The following is a 16070-nucleotide window of genomic DNA, read 5'->3' as shown; positions in this document are numbered from 1 at the left end:
CTCGTCCACCTGTCATGAGCGAGAGCAGCCGAGCATGAGCAGCATGAAGGTGGCGGTGGCCGGTGCCACGGGGGTCGTCGGGCGTCACGTCGTCGACGTGGCGACCGGGCGCGGGCACGAGGTGGTGCCGCTGGTCCGGTCGGTCGGGGTCGACCTGACCACCGGTGAGGGGCTCGAGGGGCGCCTCGCCGGGGTCGACGCGGTCGTCGACGTGACCAGCATGCCGACGCAGGACCGGGCCGAGGCGGAGCGGTTCTTCGGTGGCGTGACCCGCTCGCTGGTGGCCGCCGAGCAGACCGCCGGCGTCGGCCACCACGTGGCGCTGTCGATCGTCGGCATCGACGACGTGCCCAGCGGCTACTACGCCGGCAAGCGTCTCCAGGAGCGGCTGCTGGCCGACGGCGACCAGCCCTGGAGCGTGCTGCGCGCCACGCAGTTCCACGAGTTCGCCGAGCAGGTGCTGCACTTCGTGCGGCTCGGACCGGTGTCGGTCGTCCCGCGGATGACCAGCCAGCCGGTCGCCGCGCGGGAGGTCGCCGAGGCGCTGGTCGACCTCGTCGAGGTGGGCCCGTCGGGCCGCGTGCCCGACCTCGCGGGGCCGGAGGTGCTGGCGATGCACCGGCTCGCGCGTCGGGTGTCGAGGGCCCGGGGGCTCAGACGGCTCGTCGTCGCCGTGCCCGTGCCGGGAGCCGCGGGGCGAGGCATGCGCGACGGGTCGCTGACGCCGTCCGGCGCGGGGTCGCGGGGCCGCACCACCTTCGACGAGTGGCTGCGGGCGTGAGCGCCGAGGCCCTCGCGCAGGCGTACGACGAGCACCGCGCGCGTCTCACCCGCGTCGCCTACGCCCTCCTCGGCAGCCACGCCGAGGCCGAGGACGTCGTGGCCGACTGCTGGCTGCGCCTGGTCGCGGCCCACGAGCGCGAGCCGGTGCGCGACGTGCTCGGCTGGGCGACGGTCGCGGTGTCGCGGGCCGCGATCGACGTGCTGCGGTCGGCCCGGGTGCGCCGTGAGGCCTACGTCGGCCCGTGGCTGCCCGAGCCCGTCGTACGACACGCGGGGCCCGACCCCGCCGACCGGGTGACCCTCGACGACACCGTCCGCTACGCGCTGCTGGTCGTGCTGGAGCAGCTCACCCCGGCCGAGCGGACGGCGTGGGTGCTGCACGACCTGTTCGAGATGCCCTTCGACGACGTGGCCCGGGCGGTGGGGCGCAGCCCGGAGGCCGTGCGCCAGCTGGCACGTCGGGCCCGGGCCCACGTGGCGGCCGGCGTCCCGCGCGTCGACGTCGACGCGACGACCCACGAGCGGGTGGTCACGGCGTTCGTGACGGCGGCCGCCGGAGGCGACCTCGCCGGCCTCGTGGCGCTGCTCGACCCCGCGGTGGTGCTGACCAGCGACGGCGGAGGCGTCGTCAACGCGGCCCGGCGGCCCGTGCTCGGGCCCGACCACGTCGCCCGTTTCATGGCGGGCATCGCGACCAGGCACGACGCGGCGGCGTACGTCCCGGTGCAGGTCAACGGTCGGCTCGGACTGGCGGCGGTGACGGCCGGACGGACCTGGGCCGTGCTCTCCTTCACCGTCGACGACGCCCTGGTCCGGCGCATCGACATCGTGATGGCCCCGGACAAGCTGCCCGGCGGCCCAGACTGAAGCGCGCGGCGTCGCGGTCGGTGGGTCTGGTGACGGCCGCGGGCGGGATGGTGCTCGACCGACGTGGGGCGGGGTCATCGGTAGGGTGCAGTCATGACGACCTGGGAGTACCAAGTAGCACCGATCCCGCTCCACAACGAGGCCCTGATGCTCAACAACTTCGGGCAGGACGGGTGGGAGCTGGTGGCGATCCACACCAACGCCCAGGGTGGGCTGGTGGCGTTCCTCAAGCGGCCCCAGGCCTCGTGATGGCAGGGTCCGCGGTGGGCAGCACCCCTGAGGAGCGGCTGGCCTCGCTGGGCCTCGCGGTGCCCGAGGTGGCCAAGCCGGTGGCGGCCTACGTGCCGGCGGTGCGCTCGGGCGACCACGTGTTCACCTCGGGCCAGCTGCCGATGCGGTCGGGCGAGCTGATGGCCACCGGCAAGGTCGGTGCCGAGGTGAGCGCCGAGGAGGCCTACGCCTGCGCGCAGCAGTGCGCGCTCAACGCGATTGCCGCCGTACGCGCGGAGGTCGGCGACCTGGCCCTGGTCAAGCGCGTGGTCAAGGTGGTCGTGTTCGTGGCCTCGACGCCCGACTTCACCGGCCAGCCCGGCGTCGCCAACGGCGCCTCCGAGCTGCTCGGCGAGGTCTTCGGCGACACCGGCGTGCACGCGCGCTCGGCGGTCGGGGTGTCCGCCCTGCCGCTCGACGCCCCCGTCGAGGTCGAGATCATGGTCGCGGTGTGAAGATCCCGCTGCCGCCGGTGCCGCTGCCCGAGCACCTGGTCGCGCTCGCCCGCGAGTACGCCGACGGCACCAGGACGCCCGTCGAGCCGCGCAACGCGGCCACCGTCGTCCTGATGCGCCACCACCCCGACGGCCACGCCGCCGGGCCCGACGTCTACTACATGCGCCGCCACGTCTCGATGGACTTCGCCGCCGGCATGGCGGTCTTCCCCGGCGGTGGCGTCGACCCCCGCGACTTCGACACCGAGGTCGCCTGGACCGGCCCGACCGCCGACGAGTGGGCCGACCGGCTCGGCTGCGACGCCGAGACGGCGCGTGCGCTGGTCTGCACCGCGGTGCGCGAGACGTTCGAGGAGTCCGGCGTGCTGCTGGCCGGCCCGTCGCCCGACGAGGTCGTCGCCGACACCACCGGCAACGACTGGGAGGCCGACCGGGTCGCGCTCGAGACGCGCGAGCTGTCGATGACCGACTTCCTGCTGCGCCGCGGGCTGGTGCTGCGCACAGACCTGCTCGGTGTGTGGGACGCCTGGCTGACGCCGGTCTTCGAGCCCAAGCGCTACCGCACGTGGTTCTTCGTCGCGGCGCTCCCCGAGGGCCAGCTGACCCGCGACGTCTCGTCGGAGTCGTCGTCGGTGGTCTGGCTGCCGGCCGGTGCCGCGGCCGACCAGGCCGACGCCGGTGAGCTCGCGATGATGCCGCCGACCTACCTCACCTCGCTCGAGGTCGGCACCTTCGCAACGCCCGAGGAGGTCCTGGCCGAGGCTGCGTCGCGCAACGCCGAGATGTTCACCCCGTCGCTCGAGGCCCTCGACGACGGCTTCACGCTCTCCATGCCCGACCGTCTGCGACCCCTCGTCCAGCAGCGCCGGCCATGAGCGCGGCCTGGGCCGGGGGCGGCTTCGGGGAGCGGGGGCGCTGCCTGCTCGCGCCCAACCCCGGTCTGATGACCCTCGACGGCACCAACACCTGGGTGCTGCGCGAGCCGGGCTCCAGCACGTCGGTCGTGGTCGACCCCGGTCCCGTCGAGGACGGTCACCTCGACCTGCTCGACGAGACCACCGGCGACGTCGGGCTGGTCCTGCTGACCCACCACCACTACGACCACTCCGAGGTCGCCGCCGCCCTGGCCGAGCGCAAGGGGTGCGCCGTCCGGGCGCTCGACCCGGCGTACTGCGTCGGCGCCGACCCGCTCGCCGACGACGAGGTCGTCGACGTCGGGGGCCTGCAGCTGCGCGTGGTCACCACGCCCGGCCACACCGCCGACTCGGTGTCGTTCGTCCTGCCCGCCGAGCGGGTGCTGCTGTCGGGCGACATGGTGCTCGGCCGCGGCACCACCGTCGTCGCGCACCCCGACGGCGAGCTCGGCGCCTACTTCGCCTCGATCGAGCGGATGCGTGCCCTGGTGACGGCCGGCGAGGTCGACGCCATCTGGCCGGCCCACGGCCCGGTACTCCCGGAGGCCGGCCCCGTGCTCGACTTCTACCTCGCCCACCGCCGCCAGCGCCTCGACCAGGTGCGCGCCGCCCTCGAGCAGCTGCAGGACCAGCCCCACCCTGAGGGCCTCGCCGTCGACGAGCTGCCCCGTCGCGTCGTCGAGATCGTCTACGCCGACGTCGACGAGTCCCTGTGGGACGCCGCCGAGTGGTCGGTCCGGGCCCAGCTCGCCTACCTGGGCGAGCGCGGCTGACGGCGTCGCGCCCACCGCAGCGCGAGGAGTGCGGCCAGTGCCGCGACCACCGCCGCGACCACCGCCGCGACCGCCGCCGCTGTCCGGGCGGTGTCCGACCAGGGCCAGTCGGGCGCGGGGCGACGGACGGTGGGCTGCTCGGCCGACACAAGGTCGACCGCGATGCTCGGTGTCGGAAGCCCGTCCTCGAGACGGGCCACGGTCTGCACCCCGTCGGGCCCGGCGATCGCGAGTGCTGTCGGGGTGGTGAACTCACCGCCCTTGACGACCACGAGGGTCGTGTCGTCGTCCTCGAGCCAGCCGACCGGATCGAGGTACGGGCCGTCGTTGACGACCTCGGTGATCCGACCGGTCGCAGGGTCGAGCCTGCGCAGGGCGGTCCCGTCGCTGCCGGAGACCGCGAGGGCCGAGCCATCGAGGCGGACCGCGATCGGTCCCAGGAGCTCTTCCGCGAGTCGTCGTCGGGACAGGACCCGTCCGTCCCATGCGACCAGGCTTCGGTTCGTGAGGACCTGGACCACTCCCCGGTCGTCGATGCCGACGTCACCGGCCATGTCGGCCTCGACTCCTTTGCCCAGGCCGGTCATCGCCTCGGACGTGGTGGCGCCCGGTGCGATCCGACCCGCCACCGACGTTCCACCGCCGATGCTCCCCTCGGTCCACGAGGCGAGTCGGCGCCCGACCCACACGAGCCACCGGCCGTCCGGGGAGAAGCGGAGGCGACCTACGACGGTGCCCTCGCCGCCTGTCACGGGGATCGTGCGCACGTCACCCGACTCCAGGTCGATGACGCGGACCCCGCTGGGCACCGGGCGGTCGTCGTCCTGGGGGCCGGGGTCGCCGTAGCCGTAGGCGAGCCGCCGCCCGTCGGGCGACAGGGCGAGGCCGGGCTGCTGCGCCAACGTCGTCAACCGGTCGTTGCCGGAGAACCCAGGTAGGTCGAGCAGGTGGTAGGCGCCCTCCGCGGCGTCGACGACGACCGGCAGCCCCTCGGGCATGACCCAGGCGGCCGCCCCGCGACCGATGGTCAGGTCGTTGGTGACCTCGGACCGCGCCCACGAGTCGTCGTCGCGTCGCGCGGCCATCCGGTCGGGCACGGCGTACAAGCGGTCGGGGACGGCGAGCCCGTCGCCCGACGCGACCGGTGTGCCGGCGCGGTGGGGAAGACCCGTGACGGCGAGGCCACCGACGAGCACGACCACGGCGATCACCGCTGCGACTCCCACGACCCGGTCCCGGGTGCGTGCACGCCGAGCCCGCCGCCACGTGTCAGGGGCGATCCTGGCGGTCGGTCCGGCCTCTGCGACGCGGGACAGCTCGTCGCGCAGCCGCTCGGTCGTCACGACGGCTCCCCGATCAGCTCGGCCAGCTCCGGCACCAGGGTGCGCAGGCGCCCCAGCGCCTGACGGGTCGTGGACTTCACGGTGCCGGTGCCGATGCCGAGCGCGCGGCCCGTCTCGACCTCGGTGAGGTCCTCGAAGAAGCGCAGCACCAGCACGGTGCGCTGCTTGGTGGTGAGTCGCGCGAGGGCGTCCTCCAGCGTCAGCCGCAGCGCCACGTCGGACTCGGGGCGGGCCGGTCGGTCGTGGTCACCCAGCGGGGTCTCGGCCAGGCGGCGCTGTCGCCACCAGGAGACGTTCTGGGTGTAGAGGATGCGCCGCACGTAGGGGTCAGGGTCGCCGTCGATGCGGTGCCAGGCCTTGGCGGCCTTGTAGAGCGCTGTCTGCACCAGGTCCTCCGCGAGGTGAGCGTCCCCGGTGAGCAGGTACGCGGTCCGCGACAGGGCAGGCGTGCGCGCGGCGACGTACGCCGTGAAGTCGTCCTCGTCAGTCACACCGACCCCCTTCCACTCGACATACGCACGTAGACCCTCCTCCGGGGGGCACCGCGACCCAGGGAGATCCTGCGTCGTTGTTCCTCCGGACGTATCAGTGCCCCTCCCCGGGCCCTCCTTCCCTCGAACGCGCGGTGGTCGTGCCGTGCCAGGAGCGAAGGACCAGCCATGATCGTCACCCCCCATCCCCATCGCCGTACCCGACGGCGGCGCCGTGCCTCCGTCGGTCTCGCCGTGCTCGCGGTCGCGAGCACGATGCTCGCCCTCGGCGGCCCGGACGTCGCGCAGGCCGCCCCGGTGCCCACCCCGCCGATGCGCGGCTTCGAGCTCTCGGGCGAGGCTCCCGTCTACGAGGTCCTGCGCACCGGGCTGAGTCCCGAGGAGGCCAAGGACCTGGCCGACCGAGCCGGCGTCTCCGCCGGCGCCCTGCGGAAGGACGGCAGCTTCTCGTTCGTCGACGCCCGCCGCGCCGGGCTGGTCCCGACCAGGGCCGGCGTCAAGGCGCGGGACGAGCACGGTCGGACGGTCCAGGCCCGCACGCTCGACCTCGCGGCCCTGCGCGCGACGAAGGTCCTCGACGCCGAGCGTGCGCTGGGTCGGGCCGCCGACCTGCTCCCCACGCCCGAGGGGTTCGAGGCCCGACCCGTCGTGAGCCACACGCGGGTCCAGGTGTCGGTGCCGCGGCGCAGGATCCGGGCCGACGTCGCCGTCGACACGGCCGTGTCCTACCGGCTGAACCTCGACGGCGTGCCGGTCGTCGGGCCCGGCGCCAAGAGCCGGATCACCTTCGACGGCGACGGCAGGGTGCTCTCCCTGGTCGACACCCACCGCGCCGTGCAGAAGGTCGACACGGTCGGGATCATCGGCCCCGAGACCGCGCAGCGCGAGTGCGCCCGGATGTACGGCGAGCGGGTCGACCAGGGTCTGCCGCGCCTGGTCTACCCCGCGCCCGCGCTGGGCGACGGGTCGGTCCGGCAGCTGCTGCCGGCGTACGCCTGCCAGCCGGCCGGCGTCGCGCGTGACGCCGTGTCGGCCGTCAGCGGCCTCCTGGTCCCCGCCTCGCCGGACCGCGCGCCGCAGGTCGCGCTCGGTGCCGAGCGGGCCGACGGCCAGGTCCGCGCCCGGATCGCGGTCGACGGCGGCACGGCGCCGTACTCGATCGCCTGGAGCAGCTCCTCGACCCCGCTCGCCACGGCCGGCGACACGGTCTCCTACGCCGTGCGCGCCCGTCGGGGCAGCAGCGGCTCGGAGACCCTGTCGGTCCAGGTGACCGACGCCAACGGCGTCGTCTCCGCGGCCTCCGTCGTGCTGGCCGAGGCGTCGTCCTCGGCGGAGGCCACCGGCTTCGGTGGCGGCGGCGGGTCGTTCGCCGAGGTCGGCATCGAGCAGACCGTCGACGAGTGGCAGTGCGCCCAGGACAGCGCGATCGGCTTCAAGGCGGTCATGCAGGGCCGGGGCCACAGCGTCAACTTCGACTGGCGGGGCGCGTCGGCGTGGGAGCAGGACTTCCACGAGCGCTCGACCGGCGGCCACGACGACCAGTGGGTCGACTCCGTCGACGCCCAGTGGTACACCGGCCACGGCTCGCCGGGCAGCTTCACCTTCAAGTCGAGCAAGCCCGACGGCAGCATCGTGCCGAGCGAGGCCCGCTGGGGCGACGACGACGACCTCGAGTGGATGCAGCTCGAGTCGTGCCAGGTGCTCAAGGACACCGCGGGTGGTTCCTTCGGGGGCTGGGCGCAGTCCTTCGACCGCCTGCACCTGCTCAACGGCTTCGTGACCAACGCCCAGTGCGTCGGCGGCGGCACCGGGGGCCGGTTCGCCGAGTACCTCTTCCCGACCTTCTGGCGCCCGGCGCTGCCGGTCTCGTCGGCCTGGGCCCAGATGGCGCAGGACCTCGAGCCCAGCGGCACGATCTACCGCACGGTCAGCCCCATCGGCGCCGGGTTCACGACCAACCTGAGCGACCGGTTCTGGGGCCAGGGCGCCACCACCCCCGACATCGCGGCGTCGCAGCGCATCGGGTTCATCTGGATCACCGGCACCGTCTGATCACACCGCGCCGAGCGGCGTACGACGCGACAGCGCCCCCGGACCGAGGTCCGGGGGCGCTGTCGGCGTCGGTGCGGGCCGCCGGGTCAGCGGGCGCGGCGCGCCAGGCGCTCGACGTCCATGATGACGACCGAGCGGGGCTCCAGGCGCAGCCAGCCGCGCGAGGCGAAGTCGGCCAGCGCCTTGTTGACGGTCTCGCGGGAGGCGCCGACCAGCTGGGCGAGCTCCTCCTGGGTGAGGTCGTGGTGGACGTGGATGCCGTCGTCGGCGGTGCGGCCGAAGCGGTCGGCCAGGTCGAGCAGCGCCTTGGCCACGCGGCCCGGAACGTCGGAGAAGACCAGGTCGGCGACGACGTCGTTGGCCTTGCGCAGGCGGCCGGCGAGCTGGGAGAGCAGGCCGCGGGCGACGACCGGGCGGCCCTCGAGCCAGCGCAGCAGGTCCTCGTGGGACAGCGAGGCGAACTCGGCGTCGGTCACGGCCGTGACGGTCGCCGAGCGGGGGCCGGGGTCGAAGAGCGACAGCTCGCCGAACATCGAGCCGGGCCCGAGGATGGCCAGGAGGTTCTCGCGGCCGTCGGCGGAGGTGCGGCCGAGCTTCACCTTGCCCTCGAGCACGATGTAGAGCTTGTCGCCGGAGTCGCCCTCGTGGAAGAGCACGTCGCCGCGGCGCAGCCGGGTCTCGCTCATCGAGGACCGCAGCGCGAGGGCGGCCTCGTCGTCGAGCGCACTGAACAGCGGCGCCTGACGGAGTACGTCGGTGTCCACGGGTCCTCCTGGAGGTATTAGGTGCGAGCGCACAACGCCCGTGAGCCGAATCCTAGAGGGTGCTGCACCTCACAGAGAAAGCGAACCGCCCGATTCCGTGCCGTTCCTGAGCGGTCCGCGAGGCTCCCGGCCCACGAGGGTGTCGGTGCCGAACCGTAGGCTGGGCGCGTGCCGACCCGTGTGCCGACCGCTGCGAAGCCCGCAGCGACGCCCGAGCCCCCGTCGACCTCGCTGGTCCGGCGGGCTCGCAGGATGGACCGGATCCTGGCCGAGACCTACCCCGACGCCCGCTGCGAGCTCGACTTCGACAACGCCTTCGAGCTGCTCGTCGTCACCGTCATCAGCGCCCAGACCACCGACCGCCGGGTCAACGCGGTCCGCCCGACCCTCTTCGCCGCCTACCCCGACCCCGCGTCGATGGCGGCCGCCGACCGCGATCGCCTCGAGACGATCCTCGGCCCGCTGGGGTTCTTCCGGGCCAAGACCGACGCGCTGCTCAAGCTCAGCGCCGCGCTCGTCGAGCGCTTCGACGGCCAGGTCCCCGGGCGGCTCGACGACCTGGTGACCCTGCCCGGCGTGGGTCGCAAGACCGCCAACGTGGTGCTCGGCAACGCCTTCGGCGTCCCCGGCATCACCGTCGACACCCACTTCGGGCGGCTCTCGCGGCGCTTCGGCTGGACCGACGAGACCGACCCGGTCAAGGCCGAGCACGCCGTCGGGGCGCTGTTCCCCAAGCGCGACTGGACGATGCTCAGCCACCACGTCATCTGGCACGGCCGGCGCTGCTGCCACGCCAAGGAGCCCGCGTGCGGCGCCTGCCCCCTGGCCAGGCTGTGCCCCGCCTTCGGCGAGGGCCCGACCGACCCCGAGGCCGCGGCCACGCTCCTCAAGACCCAGGGGCCGGCGTGAGGCGGGTCCTGGCCGGGCTCGCGGCCCTGACGGCCGGGCTCGTCCTGCTCAGCGGCTGCGACGGGGCCGTGCCCTCCCCGGGCCCCAGCAAGGTCGACGTCGACACCCCCGCGCTGCGCGAGCAGAAGGCCGCGGCCGGCATCGAGGACTGTGTCCCGGGCAGCGGCACCAGCGACCTGCCCGCGCTGACCCTGCCGTGCCTGGGCGGCGGTCCCGACGTCGACCTGTCGACGCTGAAGGGGCCGATGCTGATCAACCTCTGGTACTCCGGCTGCGGGCCGTGCCGGCGCGAGATGCCGGTGCTGCAGCAGTTCCACGACACCTACGCCGACCAGGTGCCGATCGTCGGCATCGACATCGAGACCTACCCCGACTACGCGATCTCCTTCGCCGACGAGGTGGGTGCCACCTACCCCCAGCTCGCCGACCCGGGCGGCACGATCTTCGACGACGCCGGGCTCCGCCTGGCCCAGGCGTTCCCGCAGACGATCTACCTCGCGGAAGACGGCAGCGTCGCTGCGATCGAGGCCAAGGAGATCAAGTCCCTCGACGCGCTGGTCCGGTCGGTGCAGACCAACCTCGGGGTCACCCTGTGACCTTCGACGAGCACCCGGGCCTGCCCGACTGGCTGCGCCCGGTCGAGGCGGCGGCGCGCGCGATCACCGTCCACGACCTGACCCGCTTCATGGTGCCCGACGACGCCGACGGCGTACGCCGCTCGGCCGTGCTGATGCTCTTCGGCGAGGGCGGGTCGGGGCCCGAGCTGCTGCTCACCGAGCGGGCCCACCACATGCGCTCCCACCCGGGGCAGGTGTCCTTCCCCGGCGGCACGGTCGACCCGGGCGAGACCCCGCACGAGACCGCGCTGCGCGAGGCCGAGGAGGAGACCGGGCTCGATCCCGCCGGGGTCGAGGTCTTCGCCGAGCTGCCCGAGCTGTGGCTGCCGCCCAGCAACTTCGCCGTCGTGCCCGTGCTCGCGTGGTGGCGCGAGCACAGCCCGGTCTCGGTGCGCTCGCCCGACGAGGTCCACGCCGTGTGGCGGGTGCCGATCCACGAGCTGCGCGACCCCGCCCACCGCATCACCGTGGTCGGCCCGCGCGGCTGGAAGTCGCCGGGGTTCCTCATCGGCGACGACAAGGACGTCATCCTGTGGGGTTTCACCGGCGGCATCGTGGCGCGGCTCTTCGAGTTCCTCGGCTGGATCGAGGACCTCCCCGACGCCCCCGAGCGCGAGCTCCCGTCCTACATGCTGGGGGGCCGGCCGCCGGCCAACGTCGACGTCCGCCCCAACACCGAGTTCGAGGAGCGGCGCCGCGGATGAACGTCCTCGACTGGCTCCTGGTCCTGCTCCTGCTCGCCTACGCCCTCTCCGGGTACTGGCAGGGCTTCGTCACCGGCGCCTTCGCCACCGCCGGTCTGCTCGCCGGCGGTCTGCTCGGCATCTACGTCGCGCCGCTGCTGCTCGGCGACCGCGAGCCGTCGCTGACGGTGTCGCTCGGCGCGCTCTTCATCGTGATCGTCAGCGCCTCGCTGGGCCAGGCGCTGCTGCAGTTCCTCGGCGCCAAGATCCGCGACAAGATCACCTGGCAGCCGGCCCGCGCCGTCGACGCCATCGGTGGGGCGCTGCTCAGCGCGACCGCCGTGCTGCTGGTGGCCTGGGCCCTCGGCGTCGCGGTCACCGGCACCCGGATCGGCTCGCTGACCGCGATGGTCCGCGAGTCGACGGTGCTGCGCACGGTCAACAGCGCCCTGCCGGCCTCGGCCCCCAACGCCCTCAACGCCTTCAACGACGCTGTCGGCACGTCCTTCCCGCGCTACCTCCAGCCGTTCGCCGACGAGAAGATCCGCGACGTCAGCCCCGGCGCGCAGCGGCTGCTCAAGGACCCCGACATCGCCGACGCCGAGCGCAGCGTGCTCAAGGTGCGCGGCAACAACGACTGCGGTCGCGGGGTCGAGGGCAGCGGCTTCCTCTACGCCGACGACCGGTTGATGACCAACGCCCACGTGGTCGCCGGCGTCGACGACCCCGACGTGATCATCGACGACCAGCCCGTCGACGCCACCGTCGTCTACTACAACCCCGACCTCGACATCGCCGTGCTCCAGCTCGACGACCGCGACCTGCCCACCCTGCCGCTGGTCGACAGCGCCGCCGAGGAGGACGCCTACGTCACCGACGCCAAGGACGGCGTCGCGATCCTCGGCTACCCCGAGGACGGGCCCTACGACATCCAGCGCGGCCGTGTCCGCGAGGAGCGGCGTCTCGAGTCGCCCGACATCTACGGCCGGGGCAGCGTCATCCGTGAGGTCTACTCCCTGCGCGGCCTGATCCGCCCCGGCAACTCCGGCGGCCCGATCGTGACGACCCAGGGCCACGTCGCCGGGGTCGTCTTCGCGGCCTCGGTCACCGACGGCGACACCGGCTACGCCCTGACCTGGGAGCAGGTCACCGACGCCGCTGACCAGGGCCGCACCGCCACCCGTGAGGTCTCGACCCAGGACTGCGCCGGCTGAGACCGGGCGACCTGGGGTGCGCGCGACGTGGGGCCGACTGGTCAGAGGGGGCGGGAGGCCGACGTCGTCCAGGCCATGGGTCGGTAGCCGAGGCGGGCGTTGACGGCGAGCACGGGGGCGTTCGCAGCGTCGTTGCCGGTGCTGCAGCGCGTCACCCCGGCGCCGGCCAGCGCGACCAACGCGGCCGTCTTGACGCGCAGGGCCAGGCCCTGGTCCCGGTGGTCGGGCCGGGTGCCGGTGAAGGCGTTCCAGGCACGCGCGCCGGCGACGGTGACCATGGCGAACGCCAGCACCCGGCCCTCGGTGTCGACCACGGCGCGGCCGAGGTCGGGGCGATGGGTCGGCAGGCGCCAGTCCTCGCGCAGGAATTCCTCGAGCGCGTGGGCCTGGCTCAGCCCCGACGGGTCGTCGCCGGCGCACGCCACGAGGCAGTCGTGCACGGCCGTCGGGTCGAGCCCGTCGAGCGGTACGCCGTCGCCTGCCGCCTCGACCAGCCGCGGGTCGACCGCCGAGATCGTGTGGCGGCGTACGGGGGCGAAGCCCCAGGCGCGGGCCGCGGCCTGGCTGGCGTCGTCGCCGGCCACGATGCCCGCGACCTCGCCGGCCCCGGTCGAGGCGGCGCGGGGGAGTGCGGCGGCCAGGAGCGCGCCGCCGACGCCGCGTCGGCGGTGCTCGGGGGCGACCTGCACCATGAGCATCGTGCGGTGCCCGTGGTCGCGCACCCGCGCGATCCCGACCACGACGCCGTCGACCTCGGCGACCAGGCGCGCCAGGGTGCGCTGCTCGGTCTCGGTCTCGTGGCGCACCGACGCCTCGCTGACGACGAGGTACGGCGTCGCCGCGGCGACCACCGCAGCCCAGGCCGCGGCGTCGTCGACGCCGGCGGCCCGGACGAGCGTCACGTCCTAGCTCTTGCCCTTGAGCGCCTTGGGGATCTCGCGACCCTGCTCCATGGCCTTCTCGGGGGGACCGACCTGCTTGACCTTCTTGATCCCGACGAAGACCAGCAGACCGGCGATCAACAGGTAGACGAAGGTGACGATGAGGAAGGCCCAGTGCAGGGCGAGCCCGTCGCCGTTCCAGTTGATGAGGTAGGCGAACGCCACCGAGAGCATGATGACGGCGAGCACGGCGACGAAGCCCGCCGCGGCGAACATGACGATGCCGGCGACGCCGAGCTTGACGCTCACCTTGAGCTCGGACTTGGCGAGCTGGATCTCCTTGCTGATCAGCGTGGAGATGTCACGACTGGCGTCGTTGACCAGCTTGCCGATCGTGGGCTCGTCGACCTGGGGCTGCTGGGTGGCCATGCGGTGATCCTCGGGGTGGGTGACGGTGCGGGCGAGAGACCCGGCGGAACCCCCCTGACCCTACTGGTAGACGTCGGGGATCCCGTCCTGGTCCTCGTCGAGCGTCTCCTGCTCGCACAACCGCCGATACACCCGGTTGCGTGCACGCAGCACCACCGCGGCCAGCGTCGCCGCGACCAGGGACCCCACCAGCACCCCGACCTTGACGTGCTCGTCGGCCTGGCTGCCGGCGCCGAAGGCGAGCTCGCCGATGAGCAGCGAGACGGTGAAGCCGATCCCGGCCAGCATCGCCATGCCGATCACGTCGACCCACGAGAGGTCGTCGTCGAGGTCGGCGCGGGTGAAGCGGGCCAGCAGCCACGTCGACCCGGCGATGCCGACCGGCTTGCCGAGCACCAGGCCCAGGACGACGCCGAGGGCGACCGGGTCGGTGATCGAGTCGGTCAGGCCCGCGAACCCACCGACCGTCACCCCGGCGGCGAAGAACGCGAACACGGGGACGGCGAACCCCGCCGAGACCGGGCGCACCAGGTGTTCGAGGTGCTCGGCCAGACCGGGTCCGGCGTCGGGGCCGCCGGCGGCCTCGCTGCGCACCACCGGCACGGTGAAGCCGAGCACGACGCCGGCGACCGTGGCGTGGATGCCCGACTCGTGCATCAGGGCCCAGGCGGCCAGCGCCAGGGGGATCAGCAGCCACGGCCTACGGATCCGGCGCTGGACCAGGACGCCGAACGCGGCGATCGGGACCACCGCCGCCGCGAGCGCGACCAGGTCGACGGTGTCGGTGTAGAACAGCGCGATCACGGTGATGGCCAGCAGGTCGTCGACCACGGCGAGGGTCAGCAGGAAGGTGCGCAGGCCCGACGGCAGGTGGGTGCTGATGACGGCCAGGATGGCCACCGCGAAGGCGATGTCGGTCGCGGTCGGGATCGCCCAGCCCTGCAGGTCTCCGTCGGCGCGGGCGTTCCAGGCGACGTAGACGAGGGCCGGGACGATCATCCCGCCCACGGCGGCGGCCACGGGGAGTGCAGCTCGCCGCGGGTCGCGCAGGTCACCGGCGACGAACTCGCGCTTGAGCTCGAGGCCGGCGACGAAGAAGAAGATCGCCAGCAGCCCGTCGGCCGCCCACGTCGCGAGGCTCAGGTCGAGGTGCAGCCCGGCGATCGCGTCGGTGCCGACGTGCAGGTCGCCCAGGGCGGCGTACGACGACGACCACGGGCTGTTGGCCCACACCAGTGCGACGGTGGCGCCGAGGATGAGCAGCATCCCGCCGGTGGTCTCGGCGCGCAGGATGTCGGCGACCCGAGAGGCCTCGGGCCAGGTCCCGCGCTGGAAGAGACGGGTCGGTGAGGGGGGCACGATGCTCCTGGTGGGGTCGACGACAGCGTTGCCGACCAGACTTCCCGGCGCACCGCGGCCACCTTAACCTGTCTGGTCCGGCATACCCGGGGGCGTAACCACCGTCAGGGACGGCCGTTGACCGGGGTGTGACCCCCTTCACGCGCGCTGTCGCGACCCTCGGAGCCCTGGCCGGACTCGCGCTGACCGCTGCCGGCGCCGGCAGCACCGCCGTCGGCGCCGTCCCCGCCGAGGGGGCCGTCTCGGTCGTCACCAGCGACCCGGCGCGCAACCCCGTCGGGGCACTGACGTCCTACGCCCGGCTCATGGCCATCCCGTCGCTCGACTCCGGCGCGGTCCCCGACAGCCGGGCCCCGCGCGAGTCGGGCAGCGACCCGTGCCCGCCCGACCGCTGCGTGGACCGGCGCGTGCCGGTGCCGGCGGGGGTGAAGGTCTCGGACAACCGGGTGCGCATCCTGCTGCCCACCGGCTACTCGGCGCCGCGCAACGCCGGGCGCCGCTACCCGGTGATCATGCTGCTCAACGGCGCCCGCGGCCAGTACGACGGCTGGTCGGTCAAGTCCGAGATCGTCGAGATGTCGCGCCGCTGGCCGGCCATCCTGGTGATGCCGGCCGGCGGTACCGGGGACCTGGCCGGGATGTTCAGCGACTGGCACGACGGCTCCTACGACTGGGAGACCTTCCACACGAAGGTCGTCGTGCCGTGGGTCGACCGCACCTTCCGCACGCTCCCGGGCGCCCGCGGCATCGCCGGGGCCTCGATGGGCGGCATCGGCGCGTTCACCTACGCCGCCCACCACCCGGGCATGTTCAAGGCCGTCCTCAGCATCTCCGGTGACGTGGACACGACCTCGCTCGCGACCGGCGCCGTGGCCCCCGACCTGCTCGGACCGCTCGGGGTGTCGTTCCCCGGACCCGACCTGCGCCGTGTCTGGGGCGACCCGGTGCGCGACCGGGCCAACTGGGACTTCCACAACCCGACCAAGCTCGTCGACCGGCTCCGCGGCGTCGAGGTGCTGGTCACCTCCGGCACCGGCTTCTCCGGCGGCTCCGGCATCTACAGCGGCACCTTCGAGCGCAACCTGTGGAACACGCACCGTACGTTCCTCGCGGCCCTCACCGAGGCCGGGATCCCCTACCGCGCCCGGGTCTCGGTCGGCGGCGTCCACGACTGGCGCTACTTCAACCGGCCGCTGCGCTGGGCTGCCCCTCGGCTGATCGCCGCCGTCCTGCGCTGAGCCGGGCCGCCTGCGACCCCGGCTGCCG

Annotated in this window: 18 protein-coding genes; 12 read left to right on the top strand and 6 right to left on the bottom strand. The window is 73.7% G+C overall.

Features of this window, described 5'->3' with window-relative positions; translation table 11 throughout:
• Window positions 1-34 precede the first annotated feature (34 nt).
• The 6 genes from FZC61_RS03005 to FZC61_RS02980 all read left to right on the top strand — a co-directional run bounded on the left by FZC61_RS03005 (window position 35) and on the right by FZC61_RS02980 (window position 4062).
• Window positions 35-781 (top strand): SDR family oxidoreductase, encoded by a 747-nt coding sequence (locus FZC61_RS03005; RefSeq protein ID WP_148612290.1) that lies wholly within the window; start codon window positions 35-37, stop codon window positions 779-781.
• Window positions 778-1650, top strand: a complete 873-nt coding sequence (gene sigJ / locus FZC61_RS03000; RefSeq protein ID WP_211357054.1) for an RNA polymerase sigma factor SigJ — start codon at window positions 778-780, stop codon at window positions 1648-1650. Before FZC61_RS03005 ends, sigJ begins: the two co-directional genes overlap by 4 nt.
• A 93-nt stretch (window positions 1651-1743) precedes the next feature.
• A complete protein-coding gene (gene sp36 / locus FZC61_RS02995; RefSeq protein ID WP_148612286.1) occupies window positions 1744-1899 on the top strand; it encodes a Sp36 family protein in 156 nt (51 codons plus the stop codon).
• Window positions 1899-2375 (top strand): RidA family protein, encoded by a 477-nt coding sequence (locus tag FZC61_RS02990; RefSeq protein ID WP_148612284.1) that lies wholly within the window; start codon window positions 1899-1901, stop codon window positions 2373-2375. The genes sp36 and FZC61_RS02990 overlap by 1 nt, the downstream gene beginning before the upstream one ends.
• Entirely contained in the window at window positions 2372-3250 is an 879-nt protein-coding gene (locus FZC61_RS02985) for an NUDIX hydrolase (protein ID WP_148612282.1), read from the top strand. Before FZC61_RS02990 ends, FZC61_RS02985 begins: the two co-directional genes overlap by 4 nt.
• Window positions 3247-4062: an MBL fold metallo-hydrolase gene (locus FZC61_RS02980; protein WP_148612280.1), complete on the top strand. Its 816-nt coding sequence runs from the start codon at window positions 3247-3249 to the stop codon at window positions 4060-4062. The genes FZC61_RS02985 and FZC61_RS02980 overlap by 4 nt, the downstream gene beginning before the upstream one ends.
• Here the strand turns inward: FZC61_RS02980 and FZC61_RS02975 are convergent.
• A complete protein-coding gene (locus FZC61_RS02975) occupies window positions 4041-5288 on the bottom strand; it encodes a WD40 repeat domain-containing protein (RefSeq protein WP_148612278.1) in 1248 nt (415 codons plus the stop codon). The two genes, FZC61_RS02980 and FZC61_RS02975, sit on opposite strands and share 22 nt — an antisense overlap.
• A gap of 113 nt (window positions 5289-5401) precedes the next feature.
• A complete protein-coding gene (locus tag FZC61_RS02970; protein WP_246142481.1) occupies window positions 5402-5896 on the bottom strand; it encodes a SigE family RNA polymerase sigma factor in 495 nt (164 codons plus the stop codon).
• Window positions 5897-6064: 168 nt separating this feature from the next.
• Here FZC61_RS02970 and FZC61_RS02965 point away from each other — a divergent pair, with 168 nt between their 5' ends.
• Window positions 6065-7948: a DUF6345 domain-containing protein gene (locus FZC61_RS02965; protein ID WP_148612274.1), complete on the top strand. Its 1884-nt coding sequence runs from the start codon at window positions 6065-6067 to the stop codon at window positions 7946-7948.
• Between the two features lie 86 nt (window positions 7949-8034).
• Here the strand turns inward: FZC61_RS02965 and FZC61_RS02960 are convergent, their stop codons facing one another.
• Window positions 8035-8712: a Crp/Fnr family transcriptional regulator gene (locus FZC61_RS02960; RefSeq protein ID WP_148612272.1), complete on the bottom strand. Its 678-nt coding sequence runs from the start codon at window positions 8710-8712 to the stop codon at window positions 8035-8037.
• 252 nt (window positions 8713-8964) lie between these two features.
• Between FZC61_RS02960 and nth the strand changes: the two genes are divergently transcribed.
• The 4 genes from nth to FZC61_RS02940 are packed head-to-tail and all read left to right on the top strand — an operon-like array spanning window position 8965 to window position 12135.
• On the top strand, window positions 8965-9621 hold the full coding sequence (gene nth / locus FZC61_RS02955) for an endonuclease III (protein ID WP_148612577.1): 657 nt from the start codon (window positions 8965-8967) through the stop codon (window positions 9619-9621).
• Window positions 9618-10217: a TlpA family protein disulfide reductase gene (locus FZC61_RS02950; RefSeq protein ID WP_170285948.1), complete on the top strand. Its 600-nt coding sequence runs from the start codon at window positions 9618-9620 to the stop codon at window positions 10215-10217. Before nth ends, FZC61_RS02950 begins: the two co-directional genes overlap by 4 nt.
• Complete coding sequence (locus FZC61_RS02945; RefSeq protein ID WP_246142480.1) at window positions 10214-10942, top strand: NUDIX hydrolase; 729 nt, start codon at window positions 10214-10216, stop codon at window positions 10940-10942. The genes FZC61_RS02950 and FZC61_RS02945 overlap by 4 nt, the downstream gene beginning before the upstream one ends.
• On the top strand, window positions 10939-12135 hold the full coding sequence (locus FZC61_RS02940; RefSeq protein WP_148612268.1) for a MarP family serine protease: 1197 nt from the start codon (window positions 10939-10941) through the stop codon (window positions 12133-12135). The genes FZC61_RS02945 and FZC61_RS02940 overlap by 4 nt, the downstream gene beginning before the upstream one ends.
• Window positions 12136-12176: 41 nt before the next feature.
• Here FZC61_RS02940 and FZC61_RS02935 read toward each other — a convergent pair whose 3' ends face one another.
• Genes FZC61_RS02935 through nhaA form a run of 3 tightly spaced genes read right to left on the bottom strand, consistent with a single transcriptional unit; the run spans window position 12177 to window position 14804 of the window.
• Window positions 12177-13037, bottom strand: a complete 861-nt coding sequence (locus FZC61_RS02935; RefSeq protein ID WP_148612266.1) for a GNAT family N-acetyltransferase — start codon at window positions 13035-13037, stop codon at window positions 12177-12179.
• A 3-nt stretch (window positions 13038-13040) separates the two neighbouring features.
• Entirely contained in the window at window positions 13041-13445 is a 405-nt protein-coding gene (locus FZC61_RS02930) for a phage holin family protein (protein WP_148612264.1), read from the bottom strand.
• A 60-nt stretch (window positions 13446-13505) separates the two neighbouring features.
• Entirely contained in the window at window positions 13506-14804 is a 1299-nt protein-coding gene (gene nhaA / locus FZC61_RS02925; protein ID WP_211357053.1) for a Na+/H+ antiporter NhaA, read from the bottom strand.
• A 128-nt stretch (window positions 14805-14932) separates the two neighbouring features.
• On the opposite strand from nhaA, the gene FZC61_RS02920 reads away from it, so the two are divergent.
• Window positions 14933-16042 carry an alpha/beta hydrolase gene (locus FZC61_RS02920; RefSeq protein ID WP_148612260.1) on the top strand — a complete coding sequence of 370 codons (1110 nt, stop codon included), beginning with the start codon at window positions 14933-14935 and terminating at the stop codon, window positions 16040-16042.
• Window positions 16043-16070 lie beyond the last annotated feature (28 nt).

Origin of the sequence: Nocardioides rubriscoriae (assembly GCF_008087085.1) — a bacterium.
Taxonomy (GTDB): Bacteria; Actinomycetota; Actinomycetes; order Propionibacteriales; family Nocardioidaceae; genus Nocardioides; species Nocardioides rubriscoriae.
Note: the sequence above shows the minus strand (reverse complement) of the source record. Positions and strands in the feature narration are given on the sequence as shown.